This window comes from Acidovorax sp. JHL-9 (genome assembly GCF_000426205.1).
GTDB classification, from domain to species: Bacteria; Pseudomonadota; Gammaproteobacteria; order Burkholderiales; family Burkholderiaceae_C; genus Acidovorax; species Acidovorax soli.
In genome coordinates, this window is sequence record NZ_AUEX01000017.1 from 1 (window position 1) to 24,465 (window position 24,465).

At 63.3% G+C, this 24,465-nt stretch carries 20 protein-coding genes and 2 tRNA genes; 20 read left to right on the forward strand and 2 right to left on the reverse strand.

What is annotated here, in order from left to right; all coding sequences use genetic code 11:
* The 17 genes from tuf to K225_RS0112285 all read left to right on the forward strand — a co-directional run.
* On the forward strand, window positions 1-1,049 hold a 1,049-nt coding region (tuf, locus tag K225_RS0112205), incomplete at its 5' end, for an elongation factor Tu (protein ID WP_026436684.1).
* An 11-nt stretch (window positions 1,050-1,060) separates the two neighbouring features.
* Window positions 1,061-1,136: transfer RNA gene (locus K225_RS0112210), tRNA-Trp, on the forward strand.
* An 88-nt stretch (window positions 1,137-1,224) separates the two neighbouring features.
* Entirely contained in the window at window positions 1,225-1,611 is a 387-nt protein-coding gene (gene secE, locus K225_RS0112215) for a preprotein translocase subunit SecE (protein ID WP_026436685.1), read from the forward strand.
* Window positions 1,608-2,198: a transcription termination/antitermination protein NusG gene (gene nusG, locus K225_RS0112220; RefSeq protein WP_026436686.1), complete on the forward strand. Its 591-nt coding sequence runs from the start codon at window positions 1,608-1,610 to the stop codon at window positions 2,196-2,198. The genes secE and nusG overlap by 4 nt, the downstream gene beginning before the upstream one ends.
* Window positions 2,199-2,320: 122 nt before the next feature.
* A complete protein-coding gene (gene rplK, locus K225_RS0112225; protein WP_008907082.1) occupies window positions 2,321-2,752 on the forward strand; it encodes a 50S ribosomal protein L11 in 432 nt (143 codons plus the stop codon).
* Window positions 2,753-3,448, forward strand: a complete 696-nt coding sequence (rplA, locus tag K225_RS0112230; protein ID WP_015012232.1) for a 50S ribosomal protein L1 — start codon at window positions 2,753-2,755, stop codon at window positions 3,446-3,448.
* A gap of 238 nt (window positions 3,449-3,686) precedes the next feature.
* Window positions 3,687-4,211, forward strand: coding sequence for a 50S ribosomal protein L10 (gene rplJ, locus K225_RS0112235; RefSeq protein WP_007850048.1), 525 nt, complete (start codon window positions 3,687-3,689; stop codon window positions 4,209-4,211).
* A gap of 40 nt (window positions 4,212-4,251) precedes the next feature.
* Window positions 4,252-4,629: a 50S ribosomal protein L7/L12 gene (rplL, locus tag K225_RS0112240; protein ID WP_008907085.1), complete on the forward strand. Its 378-nt coding sequence runs from the start codon at window positions 4,252-4,254 to the stop codon at window positions 4,627-4,629.
* Window positions 4,630-4,895: 266 nt separating this feature from the next.
* On the forward strand, window positions 4,896-9,008 hold the full coding sequence (rpoB, locus tag K225_RS0112245) for a DNA-directed RNA polymerase subunit beta (RefSeq protein WP_026436687.1): 4,113 nt from the start codon (window positions 4,896-4,898) through the stop codon (window positions 9,006-9,008).
* Between the two features lie 65 nt (window positions 9,009-9,073).
* Window positions 9,074-13,300: a DNA-directed RNA polymerase subunit beta' gene (rpoC, locus tag K225_RS0112250; protein WP_026436688.1), complete on the forward strand. Its 4,227-nt coding sequence runs from the start codon at window positions 9,074-9,076 to the stop codon at window positions 13,298-13,300.
* 114 nt (window positions 13,301-13,414) lie between these two features.
* Entirely contained in the window at window positions 13,415-13,972 is a 558-nt protein-coding gene (locus tag K225_RS0112255; RefSeq protein ID WP_026436689.1) for a LemA family protein, read from the forward strand.
* Window positions 13,969-15,396, forward strand: a complete 1,428-nt coding sequence (gene rsmB / locus K225_RS0112260) for a 16S rRNA (cytosine(967)-C(5))-methyltransferase RsmB (RefSeq protein WP_081679674.1) — start codon at window positions 13,969-13,971, stop codon at window positions 15,394-15,396. Before K225_RS0112255 ends, rsmB begins: the two co-directional genes overlap by 4 nt.
* A gap of 7 nt (window positions 15,397-15,403) precedes the next feature.
* Complete coding sequence (locus K225_RS0112265; RefSeq protein ID WP_034712591.1) at window positions 15,404-16,006, forward strand: DUF4390 domain-containing protein; 603 nt, start codon at window positions 15,404-15,406, stop codon at window positions 16,004-16,006.
* Entirely contained in the window at window positions 16,003-18,294 is a 2,292-nt protein-coding gene (locus tag K225_RS0112270; RefSeq protein WP_026436692.1) for an ATP-binding protein, read from the forward strand. The genes K225_RS0112265 and K225_RS0112270 overlap by 4 nt, the downstream gene beginning before the upstream one ends.
* Window positions 18,295-18,330: 36 nt before the next feature.
* The gene (locus tag K225_RS0112275) at window positions 18,331-19,008 is read left to right on the forward strand and encodes a response regulator (RefSeq protein ID WP_026436693.1); all 678 of its coding nucleotides are present in this window, start codon (window positions 18,331-18,333) and stop codon (window positions 19,006-19,008) included.
* Between the two features lie 54 nt (window positions 19,009-19,062).
* Window positions 19,063-19,138, forward strand: a tRNA-Phe gene (locus K225_RS0112280).
* A 168-nt stretch (window positions 19,139-19,306) separates the two neighbouring features.
* Complete coding sequence (locus K225_RS0112285; RefSeq protein ID WP_026436694.1) at window positions 19,307-20,563, forward strand: Hsp70 family protein; 1,257 nt, start codon at window positions 19,307-19,309, stop codon at window positions 20,561-20,563.
* A 94-nt stretch (window positions 20,564-20,657) separates the two neighbouring features.
* Here K225_RS0112285 and rsmI read toward each other — a convergent pair whose 3' ends face one another.
* Window positions 20,658-21,590, reverse strand: a complete 933-nt coding sequence (rsmI, locus tag K225_RS0112290; protein ID WP_026436695.1) for a 16S rRNA (cytidine(1402)-2'-O)-methyltransferase — start codon at window positions 21,588-21,590, stop codon at window positions 20,658-20,660.
* Between rsmI and K225_RS0112295 the strand changes: the two genes are divergently transcribed.
* The 3 genes from K225_RS0112295 to K225_RS0112305 all read left to right on the forward strand — a co-directional run bounded on the left by K225_RS0112295 (window position 21,590) and on the right by K225_RS0112305 (window position 23,354).
* Window positions 21,590-22,006: a YraN family protein gene (locus tag K225_RS0112295; protein ID WP_026436696.1), complete on the forward strand. Its 417-nt coding sequence runs from the start codon at window positions 21,590-21,592 to the stop codon at window positions 22,004-22,006. The two genes, rsmI and K225_RS0112295, sit on opposite strands and share 1 nt — an antisense overlap.
* A gap of 89 nt (window positions 22,007-22,095) precedes the next feature.
* A complete protein-coding gene (locus K225_RS0112300; protein ID WP_026436697.1) occupies window positions 22,096-22,695 on the forward strand; it encodes an SIS domain-containing protein in 600 nt (199 codons plus the stop codon).
* Window positions 22,692-23,354, forward strand: coding sequence for a BON domain-containing protein (locus K225_RS0112305; RefSeq protein ID WP_026436698.1), 663 nt, complete (start codon window positions 22,692-22,694; stop codon window positions 23,352-23,354). The genes K225_RS0112300 and K225_RS0112305 overlap by 4 nt, the downstream gene beginning before the upstream one ends.
* A 50-nt stretch (window positions 23,355-23,404) precedes the next feature.
* On the opposite strand, the gene K225_RS0112310 is transcribed toward K225_RS0112305, so the two are convergent.
* Window positions 23,405-24,319: an NAD(P)-dependent oxidoreductase gene (locus K225_RS0112310; protein ID WP_026436699.1), complete on the reverse strand. Its 915-nt coding sequence runs from the start codon at window positions 24,317-24,319 to the stop codon at window positions 23,405-23,407.
* Window positions 24,320-24,465: the final 146 nt, after the last annotated feature.

Sequence of the window (24,465 nt, forward strand, 5' to 3'; positions counted from 1 at the left end):
ACCAGATCGACGCGGCACCTGAAGAAAAGGCCCGCGGCATCACGATCAACACCGCCCACGTGGAATACGAGACGGCCAACCGCCACTATGCCCACGTGGACTGCCCCGGCCACGCCGACTACGTGAAGAACATGATCACCGGCGCAGCCCAGATGGACGGCGCCATTTTGGTGTGCTCGGCCGCTGACGGCCCCATGCCCCAGACCCGCGAACACATCCTGCTGGCCCGCCAGGTGGGCGTGCCCTACATCATCGTGTTCCTGAACAAGTGCGACATGGTGGACGACGAAGAGCTGCTCGAACTCGTCGAAATGGAAGTGCGCGAACTCCTCGACAAGTACAACTTCCCTGGCGACGACACCCCGATCATCCGCGGTTCCGCCAAGCTCGCCCTGGAAGGCGACAAGGGCAAGCTGGGTGAAGAAGCCATCATGAAGCTGGCCGAAGCCCTGGACACCTACATCCCCACGCCCGAGCGCGCAGTGGACGGCTCCTTCCTGATGCCCGTGGAAGACGTGTTCTCCATCTCCGGCCGCGGCACCGTGGTGACCGGCCGTATCGAGCGCGGCATCATCAAGGTCGGCGAAGAAATCGAAATCGTCGGTATCAAGGACACCGTCAAGACCACCTGCACCGGCGTGGAAATGTTCCGCAAGCTGCTGGACCAGGGCCAGGCTGGCGACAACGTGGGCCTGCTGCTGCGCGGCACCAAGCGCGAAGACGTGGAACGCGGCCAGGTGCTGTGCAAGCCCGGCTCGATCAAGCCCCACACCCACTTCACGGCTGAGGTGTACGTTCTGAGCAAGGATGAAGGCGGCCGCCACACCCCCTTCTTCAACAACTACCGCCCTCAGTTCTACTTCCGCACGACCGACGTGACCGGCGCCATCGAGCTGCCAGCCGACAAGGAAATGGTCATGCCTGGCGACAACGTGTCGATCACCGTCAAGCTGATCAACCCCATCGCCATGGAAGAAGGTCTGCGCTTCGCTATCCGTGAAGGCGGCCGTACCGTGGGCGCGGGCGTCGTGGCCAAGATCATTGCTTAAAGCGTGTTCATAGGGGTATAGCTCAATTGGCAGAGCGTCGGTCTCCAAAACCGAAGGTTGTAGGTTCGATTCCTACTGCCCCTGCCACTTGAATGTGGTCAAAAACAAGCCCGCCAGCATTGGCGGGCTTCGGTGTCTTGGGCGATGCCGAAAATTGAAGCAGGAAAATTAAGACATGGCCACTACACAAGTTGAAACTGTCAATACGGGGGCGGACAAAGCCAAGCTCGCTGCAGTCGTGGCGTTGGTGATTGCCTCTGTGGCGGGTTTCTATTTGCTGGGCAAGCAGGGGCCGATCGTTCAATGGGCTGCATTGCTGCTGGGCCTCGTTGTTGCGGCGGCTGTTTTCCTGGTTTCCGAGCCAGGACGTCAGTTTGTTGCCTTCGCACGAGATGCTTGGCGTGAAGTCAAAAAGGTGGTCTGGCCGACGCGCAAGGAAACACTGCAGATGACTGCTTACGTGTTTGCATTCGTCGTCATCATGGCATTGTTCTTGTGGTTTACCGACAAAACCCTTGAGTGGGTTCTGTATGACTTGATTTTGGGCTGGAGGAAGTCATGACAAGCGTTGTGGATTTGGCTGGGGCAGATGCCTCTGGTGCTGCGTCTTCCAATCCTGATCTGCGGTGGTACATCGTCCATGCCTATTCGGGGATGGAAAAAGCGGTCGAGCGCAACATTCTTGAGCGCATTGCACGCTCCGGCATGGAGGGCAAGTTTGGCCGCATTCTGGTTCCCACTGAAGAAGTGGTCGAGATGAAGAATGGCCAGCGCAAAACGACAGAGCGCCGGTTGTTTCCTGGCTATGTGTTCGTCGAGATGGTCATGGATGACGATACCTGGCACCTGGTCAAACACACCAACAAGGTCACCGGATTTGTGGGTGGTGCGAAGAATCGCCCTGCGCCCATCTCGGAAGAAGAGGTGCAGAAGATCGTCAGCCAGATGCAGGAGGGCACCGAAAAGCCTCGGCACAAGGTTGAGTTCATGGTGGGTGAGCTGGTTCGTGTCAAGGAAGGTCCTTTCACGGATTTCAACGGATCGGTGGAAGACGTGAATTACGAAAAGAGCCGTGTGCGCGTTTCCGTGATGATCTTCGGTCGCTCCACCCCTGTGGAACTGGAGTTTGGGCAGGTCGAAAAAACCTGATCCATGGAATTTTGGGCATCACACTTTTCGACTCGGTGTGAATGCATTGAGTGAGTCGTTAACCCCGGGGAGCCTTGTCTTGCCTTCGCAAGACAGGCGTTATCACCCGCAAGGAGTAAAGCATGGCGAAGAAAATCGTCGGTTTTATCAAGCTGCAAGTACCAGCTGGTAAGGCCAATCCATCCCCACCCATTGGTCCTGCGCTCGGTCAGCGCGGCCTCAACATCATGGAGTTCTGCAAGGCATTCAATGCGCAGACCCAAGGTGTCGAGCCTGGTCTGCCTCTGCCTGTGGTCATCACGGCTTTTGCAGACAAGAGCTTTACCTTCATCATCAAGACGCCGCCCGCGACGACTCTGATCAAGAAGGCCATCAAGCTCGAAAAGGGCTCTTCCAATGCCCTGAAGACCAAGGTCGGCAAGATCACGCGCGAGCAGCTCGAAGAAATCGCCAAGACCAAGATGAAGGACATGAACGCCGCGAACGTTGACGCCGCCGTCCGTACGCTGGCTGGTTCCGCACGCTCGATGGGCGTGACGGTGGAGGGTTTGTAAATGGCCAAGTTGACGAAAAAGCAAAAGGCCCTGCAGGGCAAGGTGGACAGCACCAAGCTGTACGCTTTTGCAGACGCAGTGGCGCTGGTGAAGGAAGCCGCAACGGCCAAGTTCGATGAGTCCATCGACGTGGCGGTGCAACTGGGCATTGATGCCAAGAAGTCGGACCAAGTGGTGCGCGGCGCCGTGGTGCTGCCCAATGGCACTGGCAAGACCACCCGCGTGGCGGTGTTTGCCCAAGGCGCCAAGGCAGAAGAAGCCAAGGCTGCCGGTGCTGACGTCGTTGGCATGGACGACCTGGCTGCCATGGTCAAGGCTGGCGACATGCCTTTCGACGTGGTGATCGCTGCCCCTGACGCCATGCGCGTCGTGGGTACCCTCGGTCAGATCCTGGGCCCCCGTGGCCTGATGCCCAACCCCAAGGTGGGCACCGTGACTCCTGACGTTGCCACGGCCGTGAAGAACGCCAAGGCGGGTCAAGTGCAGTTCCGCGTGGACAAGGCTGGTATCGTGCACAGCACCATCGGTCGCCGTTCATTCGACAACGAAAAGCTGCAAGGCAACCTGGCCGCGCTGATCGATGCCCTGAACAAGGCCAAGCCAGCTTCGAGCAAGGGTCTGTACCTGCGCAAGGTCGCAGTGTCCTCCACGATGGGCGTTGGTGTCCGCGTGGATACGCAATCCATCGCAGCGTAATTGCGATAAGAAATCTTCAGGCCTTTCAAAGGGCCTGATGTGGTGGGCTGTAGGTGGTGCAACACCTGCCTGCAGGCCATCCAAGACCGTTGGTGTGCGGTTCGCCGCACTTAATCCCCTCGTGGGGCCAGCGCAGATGGCGATCCCGCTGCAGATGGAATGTTTTCCTGAACAGTTGGTCGCTGCAACAAGAGCGCGCATGAGGCCTGTGCCGAGTGCGCATTTTAAGGAGTAGACCTTGAGTCTTAATCGCAGTGAGAAAGAAGCGGTCATCAGTGAAGTGACCAGCCTCGCCGCAAAAGCTCAAACGCTTGTGATCGCGGAATACCGTGGCATCACGGTCGCCGACATGACCAAACTGCGTGTTGATGCTCGCAGCAAGGGCGTGACCCTGAGTGTTCTGAAGAACACCCTGGCTCGCCGTGCTGTGGCTGGCAGCGCATTTGATGTGGTGGCAGACCAGATGACCGGTCCGCTGATCTACGGCTTCTCCGAAGACGCTGTGGCCGCCGCCAAGGTGGTGGCCGATTTCGCGAAAACCAACGACAAGTTGGTGATTCGCGGTGGCGCTTTCGGTGGCAAAGCCCTGGATGTCAACGGCGTGAAGCAACTGGCCAACATTCCCTCCAAGGAAGTTCTGTTGGCCCAGATTTGTGGCTTGCTTATGTCCCCCATGTCGCGTACGGCCGTTGTGCTGGGCGCACTGGCGGCGAAAAAAGGCGAAGGCGCTGCCGCACCGGCCGCCGAACCTGTCGCGGCTTGATGGCCGGGCAGTTAACCAACAAAATTGTTAGGAAATCAAAATGGCATTCGATAAAGACGCATTTTTGACCGCGCTGGACAGCATGACGGTTCTGGAACTCAATGACCTGGTGAAGGCCATTGAAGAGAAGTTTGGCGTGAGCGCTGCAGCCATGGCAGCCCCTGCTGCCGCTGGTGGTGGCGCTGGCGCTGCTGCTGCCGAAGAAAAGACGGAATTCAATGTGGTGCTGACCGAAGCTGGCGCCAACAAGGTGTCCGTCATCAAGGCAGTGCGCGAAATCACCGGCCTGGGCCTCAAGGAAGCCAAGGACCTGGTGGACGGCGCTCCCAAGAACGTCAAGGAAGGCATTGCCAAGGCCGACGCCGAAGCAGCCGTCAAGAAGCTGGTGGAAGCCGGCGCCAAGGCCGAACTCAAGTAATTCGATCTTGCTCAAGGGCTGGAGTGTTCCTCAGAGGGCCTCCAGCCTTTGGTGCTTCAGAAAGCACCCGAAAGCGACCTTCTGAAAAGGGGCTTTCGAGTGTCTTCTGACAACCCCGACAGCAGAAGACGCCTTGGTTCGGGTGATGTGCAATGCATCACCGTCCGCCATGGTTGGTAGTGGCCAACCGCCAAGCCCGTGAGGACACATCTCCTTGCGGGTCAGTCGTCGAAGACCCAGGACTCATGTCTTTGCCCGGAGATCTCATGGCCTATTCCTACACCGAACGCAAGCGAATTCGCAAAAGTTTCGGCACCCGCGACAGCGTGCTCGAAGTTCCTTACCTGCTGCAGATGCAGAAGGATGCGTACACCGCTTTCCTGCAGGCTGATAAAGCACCCCAGAAAAGAACCATCGAAGGCCTTCAGGCTGCATTCGACGCTGCCTTCCCCATCGTCTCCCACAACGGCTTTGTGGAGATGAAGTTCATCGAGTACAACCTGGCCAAGCCGGCTTTCGACGTGCGCGAATGCCAGACCCGAGGGCTGACCTTTGCCTCGGCCGTGCGCGCCAAGGTGCAGTTGATCATCTATGACCGCGAGTCCTCGACTTCGCAGTCCAAGGTGGTCAAGGAGGTGAAGGAGCAAGAGGTCTACATGGGCGAGGTGCCGCTCATGACCGACAAGGGCTCGTTCATCATCAACGGTACCGAGCGCGTGATCGTGTCGCAGCTGCACCGTTCACCCGGCGTGTTTTTTGAACATGACAAGGGCAAGACCCACAGCTCGGGCAAGCTGCTGTTCTCGGCCCGCATCATTCCCTACCGCGGCTCCTGGCTCGACTTCGAGTTCGACCCCAAGGACATCCTGTACTTCCGTGTGGACCGCCGCCGCAAGATGCCGGTCACGATCCTGCTCAAGGCCATCGGCCTGAACCCCGAGTCCATCCTGGCGAACTTCTTCGTCAACGACAACTTCCGTCTGATGGACAGCGGTGCCCAGATGGAATTTGTGTCCGAGCGCCTGCGCGGCGAAGTCGCACGCTTCGACATCACCGACAAGTCGGGCAAGGTGGTGGTGGCCAAGGACAAGCGCGTGACGGCACGCCACACCCGCGAACTGGAGCAGTCCGGCACCACGCACATCAGCGTGCCCGAGGACTTCCTGATCGGTCGAGTGGTCGCCCGCAACATCGTTGATGCCGACACGGGTGAAATCATTGCCAAGGCCAACGACGAGCTGACCGAAGCACTGCTCAAGAAGCTGCGCAGCGCTGGCGTGCAGGACGTGCAGTGCATCTACACCAATGAACTCGACCAGGGTGCGTACATGTCGCACACCCTGCGCATCGACGAAACGGTGGACGAGTTCGCCGCCCGCGTGGCCATCTACCGCATGATGCGTCCTGGCGAGCCGCCAACGGAAGACGCCGTGCAGGCCCTGTTCCAGCGCCTGTTCTACAACCCCGATACCTACGACCTGTCGCGCGTGGGCCGCATGAAGTTCAACGCCAAGATTGGCCGCGACGAATCCACCGGCCCCATGGTGCTGTCCAATGAAGACATCCTGGCCGTGGTCAAGATCCTGGTGGACCTGCGCAATGGCAACGGCGAAGTCGATGACATCGACCACCTGGGCAACCGCCGCGTGCGCTGCGTCGGCGAGCTGGCCGAGAACCAGTACCGCACCGGCCTGGCACGCATCGAGAAGGCCGTGAAGGAACGTCTGGGCCAGGCCGAACAAGAGCCGCTGATGCCCCACGACCTGATCAACAGCAAGCCGATCTCGGCCGCGTTGAAAGAGTTCTTCGGTGCCTCGCAGCTGTCGCAGTTCATGGACCAGACCAACCCGCTGGCGGAAATCACGCACAAGCGCCGTGTGTCTGCCCTCGGCCCAGGCGGTCTGACCCGCGAACGTGCAGGCTTCGAAGTGCGCGACGTGCACGTGACCCACTATGGCCGCGTCTGCCCTATCGAAACGCCTGAAGGCCCGAACATCGGTCTGATCAACTCGCTGGCCTTGTACGCCCGCCTGAACGAGTACGGCTTCATCGAAACCCCGTACCGCCGCGTGGTGGATGGCAAGGTGACGAACGAGATCGACTACCTGTCGGCCATCGAAGAAGGCAAGTACGTGATCGCACAGGCCAACGCCGTGCTCGACAAGGACGGCCGTCTGTCGGGTGATCTGGTGTCCGCCCGTGAAAAGGGTGAATCGATTCTGTGCGGTGCCGACCGCGTGCAGTACATGGACGTGTCGCCCGCGCAGATCGTCTCCGTGGCCGCCTCGCTGGTTCCGTTCCTGGAGCACGACGACGCGAACCGCGCGTTGATGGGCGCCAACATGTCGCGCCAGGCCGTGCCTGTGCTGCGTCCCGAGAAGCCCCTGGTGGGCACGGGTATCGAGCGTGTTGCCGCTGTGGACTCGGGTACCGTGGTCACTGCCACCCGTGGCGGTATCGTGGACTACGTCGACGCGACCCGCATCGTGGTGCGTGTGAACGACGAAGAGGCCGTGGCCGGTGAAGTGGGTGTGGACATCTACAACCTCATCAAGTACCAGCGTTCCAACCAGAACACCAACATCCACCAGCGCCCCATCGTGAAGAAGGGCGACAAGCTGGTCAAGGGCGACGTGGTGGCCGACGGCGCATCGACGGACTTTGGCGAAATCGCCATCGGCCAGAACATGCTGATTGCCTTCATGCCCTGGAACGGCTACAACTTCGAAGACTCGATCCTGATCTCCGAGCGTGTGGTGGCGGAAGACCGCTACACCTCGATCCACATCGAGGAACTGGTGGTGATGGCCCGCGACACCAAGCTGGGCGCCGAAGAAATCACGCGCGACATCCCGAACCTGTCGGAGCAGCAGCTCAACCGCCTGGACGAGTCCGGCATCATCTACGTGGGCGCCGAAGTGCAGCCTGGCGATACGCTGGTCGGCAAGGTCACGCCCAAGGGCGAAACCACCCTCACGCCCGAAGAGAAGCTGTTGCGCGCCATCTTCGGCGAGAAGGCTTCCGACGTGAAGGACACCTCCCTGCGCGTGGACCAGGGCTCGTCCGGCACCGTCATCGACGTGCAGGTCTTCACCCGCGAAGGCATCCAGCGCGACAAGCGCGCCCAGCAGATCATCGACGACGAACTCAAGCGCTTCCGCCTGGACCTGAACGACCAGCTGCGCATCGTCGAGGCCGACGCCTTCGACCGTATCGAGAAGCTGTTGACCGGCCGTGTGGCCAATGGCGGCCCGCAGAAGCTGGCCAAGGGCACGAAGATCGACAAGGCCTACCTGGCATCGGTGGAGAAGTTCCACTGGTTCGACATCCGCCCTGCGGAAGACGAAGTCGCCACCCAGCTCGAATCCATCAAGAACGCGCTCGAGCAAACGCGCCACAGCTTCGACCTGGCTTTTGAAGAAAAGCGCAAGAAGCTCACGCAAGGCGACGAGCTGCCAGCAGGCGTGCTCAAGATGGTCAAGGTGTACCTGGCCGTCAAGCGCCGCCTGCAGCCTGGTGACAAGATGGCTGGCCGCCACGGTAACAAGGGTGTGGTGTCCAAGATCGTTCCGGTCGAAGACATGCCTTACATGGCCGACGGCACGCCTGCCGACATCGTTCTGAACCCGCTGGGCGTGCCCTCGCGGATGAACATCGGTCAGGTGCTGGAAGTCCACCTGGGCTGGGCTGGCAAGGGCATTGGCCAGCGCATTGGCAACATGCTCCAGGAGCAGGCCAAGGCGTCCGAGCTGCGTACCTTCCTCGAAGAGGTGTACAACTCGCGCGGCCGCAAGGAAGACCTGTCGCAACTGAGCGACGACGACCTGATGGCCATGGCGGAAAACCTGACGAACGGTGTGCCTTACGCCACACCGGTGTTCGACGGTGCTTCGGAAGAAGAAATCAAGGACATGCTCAAGATCGCCTACCCGGACGACATCGCGGAGCGCAAGGGCCTGACGCCGACCCGCACGCAGGCTTACCTGTTTGATGGCCGCACGGGCGAGCGTTTCGAGCGCCCCACGACCATCGGCTACATGCACTACCTGAAGCTGCACCACCTGGTGGACGACAAGATGCACGCCCGCTCGACCGGTCCTTACTCGCTGGTCACGCAGCAGCCGCTGGGCGGCAAGGCGCAGTTCGGTGGCCAGCGTTTCGGCGAAATGGAAGTGTGGGCGCTGGAAGCCTACGGCGCCGCCTACGTGCTGCAGGAAATGCTGACCGTGAAGTCCGACGACGTGGTGGGCCGTACCAAGGTGTACGAATCCATCGTCAAGGGCGAACACGCCATCGAAGCCGGCATGCCGGAATCGTTCAACGTGCTGGTCAAGGAAATCCGTTCGCTGGGCCTGGACATCGAGCTGGAACGTTCGTGAAGCCTTGCGGGACAGACCGGCGCCGCGCCGCTCTGTCCCCAACAGATTAAAAAGGAAAGAGTCACATGAAATCGCTACTCGACCTGTTCAAGCAATTCACGCCGGACGAGCATTTCGATGCCATCCGCATCGGCATGGCTTCGCCCGAGAAGATCCGTTCGTGGTCTTTCGGCGAAGTGAAGAAGCCTGAAACCATCAACTACCGCACCTTCAAGCCCGAGCGTGACGGCCTGTTCTGCGCCAAGATTTTTGGTCCCATCAAGGACTACGAATGCCTGTGCGGCAAGTACAAGCGCCTGAAGCACCGCGGTGTCATTTGCGAGAAGTGCGGCGTTGAAGTCACGCAGACCAAGGTGCGCCGCGAGCGCATGGGCCACATCGACCTGGCCGCGCCCTGCGCCCACATCTGGTTCCTGAAGTCGCTGCCGTCGCGCCTGGGCCTGGTGCTGGACATGACGCTGCGCGACATCGAGCGCGTGCTGTACTTCGAAGCCTATGTGGTGACCGACCCCGGCATGACCCCGCTGAAGAAGTTCAGCATCATGTCCGAGGACGACTACGACGCCAAGCGCAAGGAATACGGTGACGAGTTCATCGCCAAGATGGGCGCCGAAGGCATCAAGGACCTGCTCGAATCCATCGACATCGACCTGTCGATCGAGAAGCTGCGCGGCGACCTGACGGGTTCCGAAGTCAAGGTCAAGAAGAACGCCAAGCGCCTGAAGGTGCTGGAAGCCTTCAAGAAGTCCGGCATCAAGCCCGAGTGGATGGTGCTGGAAGTGCTGCCCGTGCTGCCACCGGACCTGCGTCCGCTGGTGCCGCTGGACGGCGGCCGCTTCGCGACCTCTGACCTGAACGACCTGTACCGCCGCGTCATCAACCGCAACTCGCGTCTGCGCCGCCTGCTGGAGCTGAAGGCTCCTGAAATCATCGCGCGCAACGAAAAGCGCATGCTGCAAGAGGCTGTCGACTCGCTGCTGGACAACGGCCGCCGTGGCAAGGCCATGACGGGTGCCAACAAGCGCGCGCTCAAGTCCCTGGCCGACATGATCAAGGGCAAGAGCGGCCGCTTCCGCCAGAACCTGCTGGGCAAGCGCGTGGACTACTCGGGTCGTTCCGTGATCACCGTGGGCCCCACGCTCAAGCTGCACCAGTGCGGCCTGCCCAAGCTGATGGCGCTGGAGCTGTTCAAGCCCTTCATTTTCTCGCGCCTCGAAGCCATGGGCATCGCGACGACGATCAAGGCCGCCAAGAAGGAAGTCGAATCCGGCACCCCCGTGGTGTGGGACATCCTGGAAGAGGTCATCAAGGAACACCCCGTGATGCTCAACCGTGCGCCTACGCTGCACCGTCTGGGCATCCAGGCCTTCGAGCCCATCCTGATCGAAGGCAAGGCCATCCAGCTGCACCCCCTCGTCTGCGCGGCCTTCAACGCCGACTTCGACGGTGACCAGATGGCTGTCCACGTGCCGCTGTCGGTGGAAGCGCAGATGGAAGCCCGCACGCTGATGCTGGCCTCCAACAACGTGCTGTTCCCTGCTTCGGGCGAACCCTCCATCGTGCCTTCACAGGACGTGGTGCTGGGCCTGTACTACGCCACCCGTGACCGCATCAACGGCAAGGGTGAAGGCCTGGTGTTCGCCGATACCGGGGAAGTGCAGCGCGCGCTGGACGCCGGCCAGGTCGAACTGGCTGCCAAGATCACCGTGCGCATGACCGAGTGGACCAAGGACAAGGCCACGGGCGAATTCGTGCCCTCGACCTCGCTGGTGGAAACCACCGTGGGCCGCGCACTGCTGTCCGAGATCCTGCCCAAGGGCCTGCCGTTCTCCAACATGAACAAGGCGCTCAAGAAGAAGGAAATCTCGCGCCTGATCAACGTGTCCTTCCGCAAGTGCGGCCTGAAGGAGACGGTGGTGTTTGCCGACAAGCTGCTGCAAAACGGCTTCCGCCTGGCGACCCGCGCCGGTATCTCCATCGCCATCGACGACATGCTGGTGCCGCCGCAAAAGGCCGGCATCATCGAGCGCTCCGAGAAGGAGGTCAAAGAGATCGAACAGCAATATGTGTCCGGTCTGGTGACCTCTGGCGAGCGCTACAACAAGGTGGTGGACATCTGGGGCAAGGCCGGCGACGAAGTGTCCAAGGTGATGATGGCCCAGCTGTCCAAGCAGAAGGTCATGGACCGCCACGGCAAGGAAGTGGACCAGGAGTCCTTCAACTCCATCTACATGATGGCCGACTCCGGCGCCCGCGGCTCTGCCGCCCAGATCCGCCAGGTGGCCGGTATGCGGGGTCTGATGGCCAAGCCGGACGGCTCGATCATCGAGACACCCATTACCGCGAACTTCCGCGAAGGCCTGAACGTGCTGGAGTACTTCATCTCCACCCACGGTGCCCGCAAGGGTCTGGCCGACACGGCGCTGAAGACCGCGAACTCCGGTTACCTCACCCGCCGTCTGGTGGACGTGACGCAGGACCTGGTGGTGACCGAAGAGGATTGCGGCACGGCCAATGGTTCGCTGATGCGCGCCATCGTCGAAGGCGGTGAAGTGATCGAATCGCTGCGCGAACGTATTCTGGGCCGCACCGCTGCCGAGGACGTGCTGCACCCCGAAACGCGTGCCGTGCTGGTGCCTGCCGGCGTGATGCTGGAAGAAGACCTCATCGAGGAAATCGAAGCCGCTGGCGTGGACGAAGTCAAGGTGCGCACCGCCCTGACCTGCGAAACCCGCTACGGCCTGTGCGCCAAGTGCTATGGCCGCGACCTGGGCCGTGGCGGCCTGATCAACCTCGGCGAAGCCGTGGGTGTGATCGCCGCCCAGTCCATCGGCGAGCCAGGCACGCAGCTGACCATGCGTACCTTCCACATCGGTGGTGCCGCTTCGCGTGCCGCCATCGCGTCGAGCGTGGAAGCCAAGTCCAACGGCGTGATCGGCTTCAACGCCACGATGCGCTACGTGAGCAACACCAAGGGCGAGCTGGTGGTGATTGCACGTTCGGGTGAAATCATCATCCAGGACGAGCACGGCCGCGAGCGCGAGCGCCACAAGGTGCCCTACGGCGCCACGCTGACGGTGAAGGCAGACCAGACCATCAAGGCTGGCACCATTCTCGCCAACTGGGATCCGCTGACGCGCCCGATCATCACCGAGTTTGCTGGCCAGGTGAAGTTCGAGAACGTCGAGGAAGGCCTCACGGTGGCCAAGCAGGTCGACGAGGTGACCGGCCTGTCCACGCTGGTGGTGATCGATCCGAAGCGCCGCGGCGCTGCCAAGGTCGTGCGCCCACAGGTGAAGCTGATCGATGCCCAGGGCAACGAAGTGAAGATCCCTGGCACCGACCACTCGGTGACCATCGGCTTCCAGGTCGGCGCCCTGATCCAGGTGCGCGATGGCCAGGACGTGGGCCCCGGCGAAGTGCTGGCCCGTATCCCGGTCGAAGGCCAGAAGACCCGCGACATTACCGGCGGTCTGCCCCGCGTGGCCGAGCTGTTCGAAGCCCGCACGCCCAAGGACAAGGGCACGCTGGCCGAAATGACCGGTACCGTGTCGTTCGGCAAGGAAACCAAAGGCAAGGTGCGCCTGCAGATCACCGATCCCGAAGGCCGTGTGTTCGAGGAACTCGTGCCCAAGGAAAAGAACATCCTGGTGCACGAAGGCCAGGTGGTCAACAAGGGCGAGTCCATCGTGGACGGTCCGGCCGACCCGCAGGACATCCTGCGCCTGCTGGGCATCGAAGAGCTGTCGCGCTACATCGTCGATGAAGTGCAGGACGTGTACCGCTTGCAGGGTGTGAAGATCAACGACAAGCACATCGAGGTGATCGTTCGCCAGATGTTGCGTCGCGTCGTGGTCGAGAACATCGGCGAGTCCAGCTACATTGGCGGCGAGCAAGTCGAGCGCTCCGAGATCCTCAACACCAACGATGCACTGCAGGCCGCGGGCAAGATTCCCGCGACCTACAGCAATCTGCTCCTGGGTATCACGAAGGCCTCGCTGTCGACCGATTCGTTCATCTCGGCCGCTTCCTTCCAGGAAACCACCCGCGTGCTCACCGAGGCTGCCATCATGGGCAAGCGCGACGAGCTGCGTGGTCTGAAGGAAAACGTCATCGTGGGTCGCCTGATTCCTGCCGGCACCGGCATGGCCTACCACCAGGCGCGCAAGGCCAAGGACGCCATGGACGACGCCGAGCGCCGCGCCATTGCCGAAGCGGAAGCGGCCGAAATGGAGGCCTCGGCAGATGCCTCCGTGACAGAAGGTGCCGCTCCTGACGCGGCTGCCGACTAAGCCCCCGGGCCGTCACTGATGCGCTCCCGCCCTGTCTCCTGACGGGCCGGGAGCGTTTTTTCTGGAACTCTCACGGACCGGGCCGCATGCTGCATGTGGTGCCGGTGTTAGCGCATGTGGTCATCGCCGCTCAGCTGGATAGTCATCGCGATCGCTCTTTTCTGGTCCGTCGGCGCTTACAACCGCCTGGTGCGTCTGCGCTCGGCGGTGGTTCAGGCCTTTGGCAGTCTGGATGCCCATCTGGTCCGATGGCTTGCCATGGTCGGTGAGTTCGACGCCGCTCAGGTCACCGCCGGGGCCCTGGACCGCGAAGCGCACAGCACCCTGCAAGGGGCCTCCACACAATTGACAGTCTCTTTGGCCGTAGCGCGGGCGCGACCGTTGCAGGGGGAGTCCGTGGCGGCGCTGTCTGCCGCGTGCGCGGTGCTGGATGCAGTGTGGCGGAATCTGCAGCCTGGCGCTGATGCCGAAGATGCCAACCGCAAAATGGCGCATTGGCGCGCCCGGTGGGACGAATTGCGCAAGCATAACGAACAGGCGGCACAGATCTTCAATGATGCGGTGCTCCATTACAACGCCGCACTCGGGCAGTTTCCTGCACTGATGCTGGCCTGGACCTTCGGGTTCACTCCAGCGCGTGTACTGTCCATTGCGCCAGAAAGCCATTCATGACAGCAGCTGGTTCACACCGCCGACCCCGCACCGCGCCTGGAAGCCGCGATTCCGTGCCGCCACGGCGCAGCACCGACCCCCATGGAGCGTCCGGGGTTGCGCTGTGGGAACAACTCGCGGGCGTCGCCACGGCGTTGCAGGCCATTTGTGCCGGCCAATCGGGTACGGCGGCGATGGCTGCCGTGGATGCTGGCTTGCGGCCGGGGGTGCAGGCGCTGCTTTTTCAGGTGTTGCGCACGCTGGGCCGGGCACAGGCACTGCGGCGTCAACTGGTGTCCCGCACGCCGCCCCCCGCTGCCGATGCGCTGCTGTGCACGGCTTTGGCCCTGTCGTGGCGTGCCGACGAGGCGCCTTACGAGCCCTTCACCCTGGTCAACCAGGCCGTGGAAGCGGCCAAACGCAGCATGGCCACCCGTGCGCAGGCCTCTTTCATCAATGCCTGCCTGCGCCGCTTTCTGCGGGAGCGCGAAGCCCTGGTCGCCGCGACCGATGCCGACCCTGTGGCGCGCTGGAACCACCCGCTGTGGTGGGTGAAAAAACTGCAGAAAGACCACCCGGCGCAATGGCAGCAGATCCTGCAGGCCAACAACGCCCAAGCGCCCATGGTATTGCGGGTCAATGGAAGAAAAGGCCAGGTAACGCAATACCAGCAATCGCTGGCTGCGATGAATATTGCTTCATCCGTGGTCGGTGAATATGGGCTGATCCTGCAGCAGCCCCTGCCGGTGGCGGACTTGCCGGGATTCGCCCAGGGGATGGTTTCGGTGCAGGATGCCGCTGCGCAGCAGGCCGCGCCGTTGCTGCTGCAAGGACTGGACCTCACGCAGCCCTTGCGGGTGCTGGATGCCTGCGCCGCGCCGGGAGGCAAGACCGCCCACCTGCTCGAATACGCGGGCGCATCCAGCCCCATCCAGGTGACCGCGCTGGAGGTGGATGCCGTGCGCAGCGCACGCATCCACGAAACCCTGGATCGCCTGGGCCTGCGCGCGCAGGTGCTGGTGGCCGATGCGGCACAGCCGCAGGACTGGTGGCGGCAGCACTGCTCCGGCGTCTTGTTCGATGCGATCTTGCTGGACGCTCCGTGCACGGCATCGGGCATCGTCCGTCGCCACCCGGATGTGCGCTGGCTGCGCCGCGAAACCGATATTGCCCAGCTGGCCGCCCAGCAGGCTCGCCTGCTGGCGGCCCTGTGGCCGTTGGTGAAACCGGGCGGTCGCCTGCTGTACTGCACCTGTTCGGTGTTCCGTGCCGAGGGCGATGCGCAGGTCCAAACGTTTCTTGCGCACAACACCGATGCCCGGTTGCTGCCATCCCCAGGGCATTTAATTCCTGGCAATGGAAACAATCGTGGAGCAGTCCCGGACAATGCAACGGGTGAACACGACGGATTTTTTTACGCACTGTTGCATAAGGCCCCCGGGTGAGCGCCGCATGGTCCGCTCGATCTTTTGTTGGGTGTTCGCCTGGCTGTGCATGCTGGCCTGGCCGCTGCCTGTGCAGGCGCAATCGCATGCGAGCGAAGTGACCGATCTGCGCCTGGAGCGCACGGACGATGGTGTGTACCTCAGCGCCAGCTTGCATTTGGCACTGCCCGAACTGGCCGAAGACGCTCTTTACAAGGGCCTTCCGATGTTCTTTGTGGTCGAAGCACAGGTGCTGCGGGAGCGCTGGTACTGGTCAGACCGCCAGGTGGCCACTGCCACCCGCCATCTGCGCCTGAACTATCAGCCCCTGACCCGGCGCTGGCGTCTGAGCACGTCGCCCGTGCCGTTTGCGAACACCGGGCTGGGGGTGGCGCTGGGACAGAATTTTGACGACCTGCGCGATGCCGTGTCGGCCATGCAGCGAATTTCGCGCTGGAAGATTGCGGAGGATGGTGAAGTTGATGCAGATGCCGTGCACACCGTCAATTTCCGGTTTCGGCTGGACATGACGCAATTGCCACGTCCCCTCCAGATCGGGGCGGTGGGCAGCGCCGGCTGGAGCCTGGCGGTCGCCCGGAACCAGCGCCTGGCGCCGGAGAACGCACGGTGAGCAAGCGCAAACTTTCTGCAGAATCGGCGTCGACTCAGGCGTTGGGGCGGCAGTCGCGGGCGGTACGCTGGACCGTCGGGGTGGGCGCCGCCATCATGTCGGCCATTGGCATGGTGCTGCTTTTCATGCTCACGCTGGCCACCAACAACCGGGCGCTCTACGAGCGCAATTACGCCTGGCTGTTCGGGGTGAACGTGCTGGTGGCCGTGCTGTTGCTGGCGGTGCTGGCGTGGGTGGGCGTGCGGTTGGCCGTGCGGCTGCGGCGCGGGCGCTTCGGCAGCCGTCTGCTGGTCAAGCTGGCCGCCATCTTTGCACTGGTGGGCCTGCTGCCCGGGCTGCTGATCTATGTGGTGTCTTACCAGTTTGTCACCCGGTCCATTGAAAGCTGGTTTGATGTGAAGGTGGAGGGGGCCCTGGTGGCGGGCGTGAATCTGGCACGGGTGTCCCTCGACTCCATGGCCGAAGACATGGCCAGCAAGGCGCGCTCCGCCAGCGTGCAGCTGGCCCAGGTGCCCGATGCCGCAGCCGGGCTGGTGCTGGAGCGCATCCGCGACCAGCTTTCCGCCAGCGACGTGATCTTGTGGAGTGCCGCCGGGCATGCCGTTGCCAGTGCCGGCCAGTCGCGTTTCCGCCTGAGCCCGGAGCGCCCTGGCGCAGCGCAGCTGCGCATGGTGCGCCAGCAGCGCACCCTGGCCCAGATCGAGGGGCTGGACGACATTACCGACCCTGCTGCCGCGCAGAGCGCCCGGGTCAAGGTGTTTGCGCTGGTCGCCAGCCCCAGCGTGGGCCTGCTGCTGGAGCCGCGTTTTTTGCAGGTCACCATGCCCCTGCCGCCGGCACTGGTGGCCAATGCGCTGGCGGTGCAGGAAGCCAATCGGGAATACCAGGAACGGGCCCTGGCCCGCGAGGGCCTTCGCCGCATGTATGTGGGCACCCTGACGCTGGGCTTGTTCCTGGCCGTTTTTGGCGCCGTTCTTCTGGCCGTATTGCTGGGCAACCAGCTGGTGCGACCGCTGCTGGTGCTCGCGGAGGGGGTGCGGGAGGTGGCGGCGGGCAATCTCAGCCCCAAGGCCGCCCTGCAGGGCAAGGATGAGCTCGACGGACTCACGCGCTCCTTTGCTACCATGACCCAGCAGATTGCGGACGCGCAGGGGGCGGTGGAGCAGAGCATGGGCGAGGTGGATGCAGCGCGTGCCAAGCTGCAGACCATCCTGGACAACCTCACCGCAGGTGTGGTCGTCCTCGATCGGCAAGGCGTCATCCTGTCCTTCAATCCGGGCGCCACGCGCATCCTGCGCGCCCCCATGGCGGCCTACGCAGGTCAGCCGCTGGCAGCGGTGCCGGGGCTGGCCGCTTTTGCCGCGACAGTGCAACAGCAGTTCGATGAATTCCTGGGTGATCTCCACCACCACGGACTGGACCATTGGCAGCAACCGTTTGAACTGCATGGCTCCGCCAGTGGCACTGCGCACCACGCGACAAGCCTGGTCATGCGGGGTGCCGAGCTTCCAGATGCGTCGCGGCTGTTGGTTTTTGACGACATTTCGGAAATTGTTTCGGCCCAGCGTGCCCAGGCCTGGGGTGAGGTGGCACGGCGCCTGGCCCATGAGATCAAGAACCCCCTGACCCCCGTCCAGCTGTCTGCCGAGCGCCTGGAAATGAAGCTCACCGGTAAGCTGCCGGCGCCGGAGCAGGCCATCTTGACCAAGTCGGTCCGGACCATCGTGGAGCAGGTGGCTGCGATGAAGCGGCTCGTCAACGAGTTCCGCGACTATGCACGCCTGCCCGCTGCCGAATTGCAAACGCTGGACCTGAACGTGCTGGTGACCGACGTGCTCTATCTGTATGGGGCCGAAAACGCCACGGTCCCCGTGGAATCCGAGCTGGATCTGCGTTGCCCGCCGATTGCCGGCGACGCACAGCAGCTGCGCCAGGTCGTGCACAACCTGCTGCAAAATGCCCAGGACGCCACCGTGCAGGCTCGTGCGGGGGGCTCCGAGCCGATGCTGCCGGTGCGTATCAGCACCCGCTGGAGCGAGTCATCGCACCGCGTTCGCCTGACCGTGACCGATAGTGGCCCAGGCTTTCCCGCGCACATTCTGCAGCGGGCATTTGAACCCTATGTCACCACCAAACCACGGGGCACCGGGCTGGGCCTAGCCGTGGTGAAGAAGATTGCCGACGAGCACGGTGCCCGGATCGAGTTGTCCAACCGGCTGGACGACGGCGTGGTGCGGGGGGCGCAAGTGTCGTTATCATTCGCCACTTACCCATCGGTGGTGTCATAACAACACCCACTGCAGCATCCAAGGCGTTTCATATACATGGCAAACATTCTGGTGGTTGATGACGAACTCGGTATTCGTGACCTCTTGTCGGAAATCCTGAATGACGAGGGACACAGCGTGGACCTCGCCGAGAACGCCACACAGGCGCGCGTGGCGCGTGCGGCAGGTGCGTACGACCTGGTGTTGCTGGACATCTGGATGCCGGACACAGACGGCGTCTCGTTGTTGAAGGAATGGGCCACGGCTGGAGCGCTCACCATGCCCGTCATCATGATGAGTGGACACGCCACCATAGATACCGCCGTGGAAGCCACGCGGATCGGCGCTTTCTCGTTCCTTGAAAAACCCATCACCTTGCAAAAGCTGCTCAAGGCGGTGGAACAGGGGCTGGCACGCAACGCCGCCCAGCAGTTGGCTCCCGTGGCCACCCAGCAGCCCGCCGTGGTTCCCATGGAGGGCGGCTTTGTGCCCGCTCCGATCGTCACCACCGCCATGCTGGGAGAGTCCGGCCCCCACGCGCATCAGGGGTTCGATCTGGATCGCCCCCTGCGTGAAGCCCGCGACGGTTTCGAAAAAGCCTACTTTGAATTCCATCTGGCCCGCGAAGGCGGCTCCATGACCCGTGTCGCAGAAAAAACCGGACTCGAGCGCACCCACCTGTACCGCAAGCTGCGCCAATTGGGCGTGGATCTCGGTCGCGGAAAGCGGAATTAATCTTGGGATCGTTGGTGATTTGCTCAGAAATTTAGGTATATAATTTAAGGCTCAGGCCCGGTAGCTCAGTCGGTAGAGCAGAGGATTGAAAATCCTTGTGTCGGCGGTTCGATTCCGTCCCAGGCCACCAGAAATCAAAGCCCTTGGTTCGTAAGGATCAAGGGCTTTTCCTATTGGCGTTCCGGGCTTGCAGAGGCTGGGGGCGCACGCCAGTACCGGCGATGTGGCACGAAGTCGCCGTTCCGTATGTCCGAGGCGGCCGTCATTCCGGTTCGCTCTCTATCTCTCTATTTTCACGATGGCAGTTCTGACCGACACGACCCTGGGCATTGACTTTGGTACCTCCAACTCGGCCATGGCCGTGCGCCAGGGGGATTCGCCCGCGCGCATGTTGCGCCTGGAAGGCGAGAGCAACACCTTGCCGACGGCGCTGTTCTTCAATGCCGAAGACCACAGCACCCACTATGGGCGCGATGCCGTGGAGCAGTATCTTGCCGGCACTGAAGGGCGGCTCATGCGTTCGCTCAAAAGCCTGCTGGGCAGTTCGCTGCTGCAGGAGAAGACGGCGGTGCACAACGCGCTGGTGAGCTACCAGGACATCATCAGCCTGTTCTTGCGCATGCTGGCCAGCCAGGCGCGTGAAACCCTGGGTGGCATGCCGGGCCGGGTGATGCTGGGGCGGCCCGTGCACTTCGTGGATGGTGACGCCTCGCGGGACCGGCAGGCCGAAGAGGCCCTGCGGCAGGCCGCGCAGGACGCGGGGTTCGTGAACATCGCGTTCCAGCTGGAGCCCATTGCCGCGGCGCTGGACTATGAGCAGCGCATCGAGCGCGAATCGCTGGTGCTGGTGGTGGACATTGGCGGTGGTACCTCTGATTTCACCGTGGTGCGCCTGGGGCCGGACCGGCGGGCGCGCACCGATCGCAGCCGTGACATTCTGGCCACTACCGGTGTCCATGTCGGCGGCACCGATTTCGACCGGCGCTTGAGCTTGGCACTGCTGATGCCCCTGCTGGGCCTGGGCCACACCGGGCCTGCGGGGCGCGAGGTGCCGAGCCGGGTGTTCTTCGACCTGGCGACCTGGCACCTGATCCAGTGGCTGTATGCGCCGCGGGCACTGCGCGATGCGCAGGCCCTGCGCCCCGACTATGCGCAGCCCCAGCTGCATGATCGCCTGATGACGGTGCTGCACCAGCGTCTGGGTCATCGCCTGGCCAACACGGTGGAGCAGGCCAAGATCGCGGCGTCCGTCGATGCCGCGGAGGCGCCGATGGCGCTGGACTGGGTGGAGCCGGGTCTGAACGCACTCGTGACCCCCGACGGCCTGGCCCGCCACCTTGCCGGGCCCTTGCAACAGGTGGTGAACTGCGCCACCGAATGCCTGCAGCAGGCCGGGCTGGTGCCCCAGGATCTGCAGGCCATCTACCTCACCGGGGGATCGTCGGCGTTGCGCCCGCTGCGCCAGGCGCTGCGCGTGGCGTTTCCTGACACACCGCAGGTCGAAGGCGATCTGTTGGGTGGCGTTGCGGCGGGGCTGGCGGTTTGCGCACCTTGATCAGCGGCACCGAGGCGGAGCGAGAGTGCTCGTGAGGTAATGGTTGGATGCGCTGATGAATTAATTGCTACAGGCATATTCGATCCAGAGCGCTTCATTCGTCCCCGCTTTCGGGCGTTCCGCGTTTCCACGCCAGTGCGGTGTCATACAGGCTGTTGCGGGATGCACCCGTCACTTCCGCAGCCAGGCGCACGGCGGTCTTGAGGGGCAGTTCCCGCAGCAGCAGGCGCAGCACGCGCAGGCTGTCGCTGTCGTCGGTGGTGGGCGCCGTGGGGTGCAGCAGCACCACGAATTCACCCCGCGAACGCTGGGGCGAGCCTTCCAGCCAGGCCGTCAGATCCCGGGCCGGCTGGGTGGCGATTTCTTCGAATTGCTTGGTGAGCTCGCGCGCCAGCGTGACCGGGCGATCCCCCAGTACCGACAGCGCCTGGGCCAGCTCTCCAATGCGGTGGGGGGCTTCGAGCAGCACGACGCAGCGGGGCTCGCTGGCCAGCTGCTGCACGGCAGTGGCCCGCTCGGCATGCTTCACCGGTAAAAAGCCGGCGAAGAGAAAACCCCCGCTTTCCGTGCTGTGCGCCACGGCGCCCGCCACGCTCAAGGCCGTGGTGATGCTGCTGGCGCCCGGCAGCGGCAGGGCGCGCAGGCCGGCCGCCTGCACGGCGGCCACCAGGCGTGCGCCGGGGTCGCTGACGCCCGGTGTGCCGGCATCGCTCACGTAGGCAATGCGCTGGCCCTGCTGCAGCCGCTGCACCACGGCCAAGGCGGCTTCGGCCTCGTTGTGCTGGTGTACCGCCAGCAGTTGCGTGCTGGTCTTGTCGATGCCATAGGCGCGCAGCAGTGCCTGGGTGTGGCGCGTGTCCTCGCAGGCAACGGCATCGGCCAGCTGCAGCACATGCAGCGCGCGCAACGTGATGTCGGCCAGGTTGCCGATGGGCGTGGCCACGACATACAGCGCACCCTGCGGATAATGCTGTGCAGCCGCTGCATCGCGGGCGGCGTTCAGGGCAGATGCGAAAGAGGCGCTCAATGAATTTCCTTGGAAAAAAACCAGCCCGTGCGAGCCTTTCGGGCCCGGATGTCGCCAGTGGCAGCACCACGCGGCAGCGGGGCAATGCGGCCGAGGACCAGGCGCTGGCCTGCCTGCAGGCCGGGGGCCTGAAGTTGCTGGAGCGCAATTATCGGACGCCCGGGCGCGGCGGAGGCGAGATTGATCTGGTGATGCGCGATCGCGACGGCACCGTGGTGTTTGTCGAGGTGCGCAGCCGCGCCAGCAATGCCTTCGGTGGGGCCGGTGCCAGCATTGGCGCCACCAAGCAGCGGCGTATCGTGTTTGCCGCACGCCATTACCTGATGCGCATGTCCACGCCACCGCCGTGCCGCTTCGACGTGATCCTGGTGGATGCATCGGTGCAATGGCTCAAGGCGGCCTTCGACGCCCAATAAGCGCGGACCACCCAAAGCCTTGTGCGCCACGCCGACGACTACGGTTTGCTACAAAACTGATAACAGGCCGCGGGTATCATCGGGCTCCCATGCTTGAGCAACGCATCCAACAGCACTTCATCGACAGTGCCGACCTGAAATACCAGGCGGCGCAGGCCCTCAGCACGCCCATCGCCGCAGCCGTGCAGGCCATTCTGGCCTGCGTCACCAGCGGCGGCAAAGTGCTGGCCTGCGGCAATGGCCCTTCGGCCGCCGAGGCGCTGCAGTTTGCGGCATTCTGCGTAGCAGGATTCGAGCGTGACCGGCCCGAACTGGCTGCGCTCGCGCTGACCTGCGACAGCGCCCTGCTCACGGTGGCCGGGGGAAGCAGCGACGTGGACCAGCAATTCGCTCGCCAGGTGCGCGCGCTCGGCCAGGCCGGCGATGTCTTGCTGGCGCTGTCCGTCACGGGCAGCGATGCGAACGTGATCGCAGCCACCGAAGCCGCGCACGAGCGTGACATGACCGTGGTGATCCTCAGCGGTCGCACCGGCGGCAAGCTCGCTGCCATGGTGCGCGAGACCGACGTGCTGATCAGCGTGCCGCACGACCGTGCCGCGCGGGTGCGCGAGGTCCATGCCCTGGTGTTGCACTGCCTGTGTGACGGCGTGGATGCCCAGTTACTTGGAGAACAGGAAATACCGCTATGAAGCTGACCATGAACCGTACGGCCTGCACCTTGCTGGCTGCCGCTGCACTTGCTGCAGGCCTGTCTGCCTGCGCGCCTCTGGTTGTCGGGGGGGCAATGGTGGGTGGCTTGATGGCCACGGACCGCCGCACCACCGGCACCCAGGTGGAGGACGAAGGGATCGAGCTGCGTGCCGCCAACCGCATCCGAGAGGTGCTGGGCGATCGTGTGCATGTCAACGTCACCAGCTTCAACCGCCAGGCCTTGCTGACCGGCGAGGTGCCGACGGCGCAGGACCGTGCCACGGTGGAGAAGATCGTGACGGAGGTCAACAATGTGCGTGCGGTGGTGAACGATCTGGGCGTGATGCCCAACTCTTCGCTGGGCCAGCGTTCCAGCGACACCCTGACCACCGGCAAGGTGCGGGCGAGTTTCGTGGATGCCAAGGATGTTTTTGCCAGCGCCTACAAGGTGGTGACCGAACGCAACGTGGTCTACCTGATGGGGCTGGTGACGCAGCGCGAGGCCACGCGCGCCACCGAAATTGCGCGCGGCGTGAGCGGCGTGAGCAAGGTGGTGCGGGTGTTCGAGATGATCACTGAGGACGACCTGCGCCGCGCCAGCACGACCCAGTCGCCCGCGCCCGTGACCACCGACCAGCCCGCGTCAAAGGGCAACTGACAACGAACGGCATATGGCGGCAGGCGACGGCACAGCCCGGCGCCTTGCTGTCAGGTCAGGCGCTTGACCAGGCTGGATGTATCCCAGCGGTTGCCACCCATCTTCTGCACGTCGGCATAGAACTGGTCCACCAGCGCGGTCACCGGCACGCGCGAGCCATTGCGGCGGGCTTCGTCCAGCACCAGGCCCAGGTCCTTGCGCATCCAGTCCACGGCAAAGCCAAAGTCGAACTGGCCGTCCACCATGGTCTTGCCACGGTTGTCGAGCTGCCAGCTTTGGGCCGCGCCCTTGCCGATCACATCCAGCACCTGCTTCATGTCCAGCCCGGCATTCTTGCCAAAGGCCACCGCTTCGGAGAGGCCCTGCACCAGGCCCGCGATGCAGATCTGGTTGACCATCTTGGCCAGCTGGCCCGAGCCGCTGGAACCCAGCAGCGTGAACGCCCGCGAGAAAGCCATGGCCACCGGCCGGGCGGCGTCAAAAGCGGCCTGATCGCCGCCACACATCACCGTGAGCTGGCCGTTTTGCGCACCGGCCTGGCCCCCGGAGACCGGGGCATCGACAAAGTGCAGCCCCAGTGCGCGTGCGGCGGCATGCAGCTCGCGCGCCACTTCGGCCGAGGCCGTCGTGTGGTCCACAAAGACGGCGCCCGGCTGCATGCCGGCGAAGGCGCCGTCCGCGCCCAGCGTCACCGAGCGCAGGTCGTCGTCGTTGCCCACGCAGCAGAACACGATGTCCGCGCCCGCAGCCGCTTCGCGTGGCGTGGCCGCATGGTGCGGGGCCTTGGTGCCCGCGTATTCTGCGCACCAGGCGATCGACTTGGTCGCCGTCCGGTTGTACACAGTGACTTCATGACCGGCCAGCGCCAGGTGGCCGGCCATGGGGTAGCCCATCACGCCCAGGCCCAGAAAGGCGACCTTGCGGGAAGGGGTTGTGTCGTAGTTGCGGGGGTTGGTGCTTGGCATGGATGGAGGAGGAAAAAGGGGTGAATCAAAAAAGAGAACGCCTGCAAGGGGCGCTCACCCGTTAGGGCCACCGTGGAGCGGGCTTTGCCCGGCGGCCACCGGTGGCGTCCCCCTGGGGGGAAGGCGCCGCAGGCGACTCAGGGGGC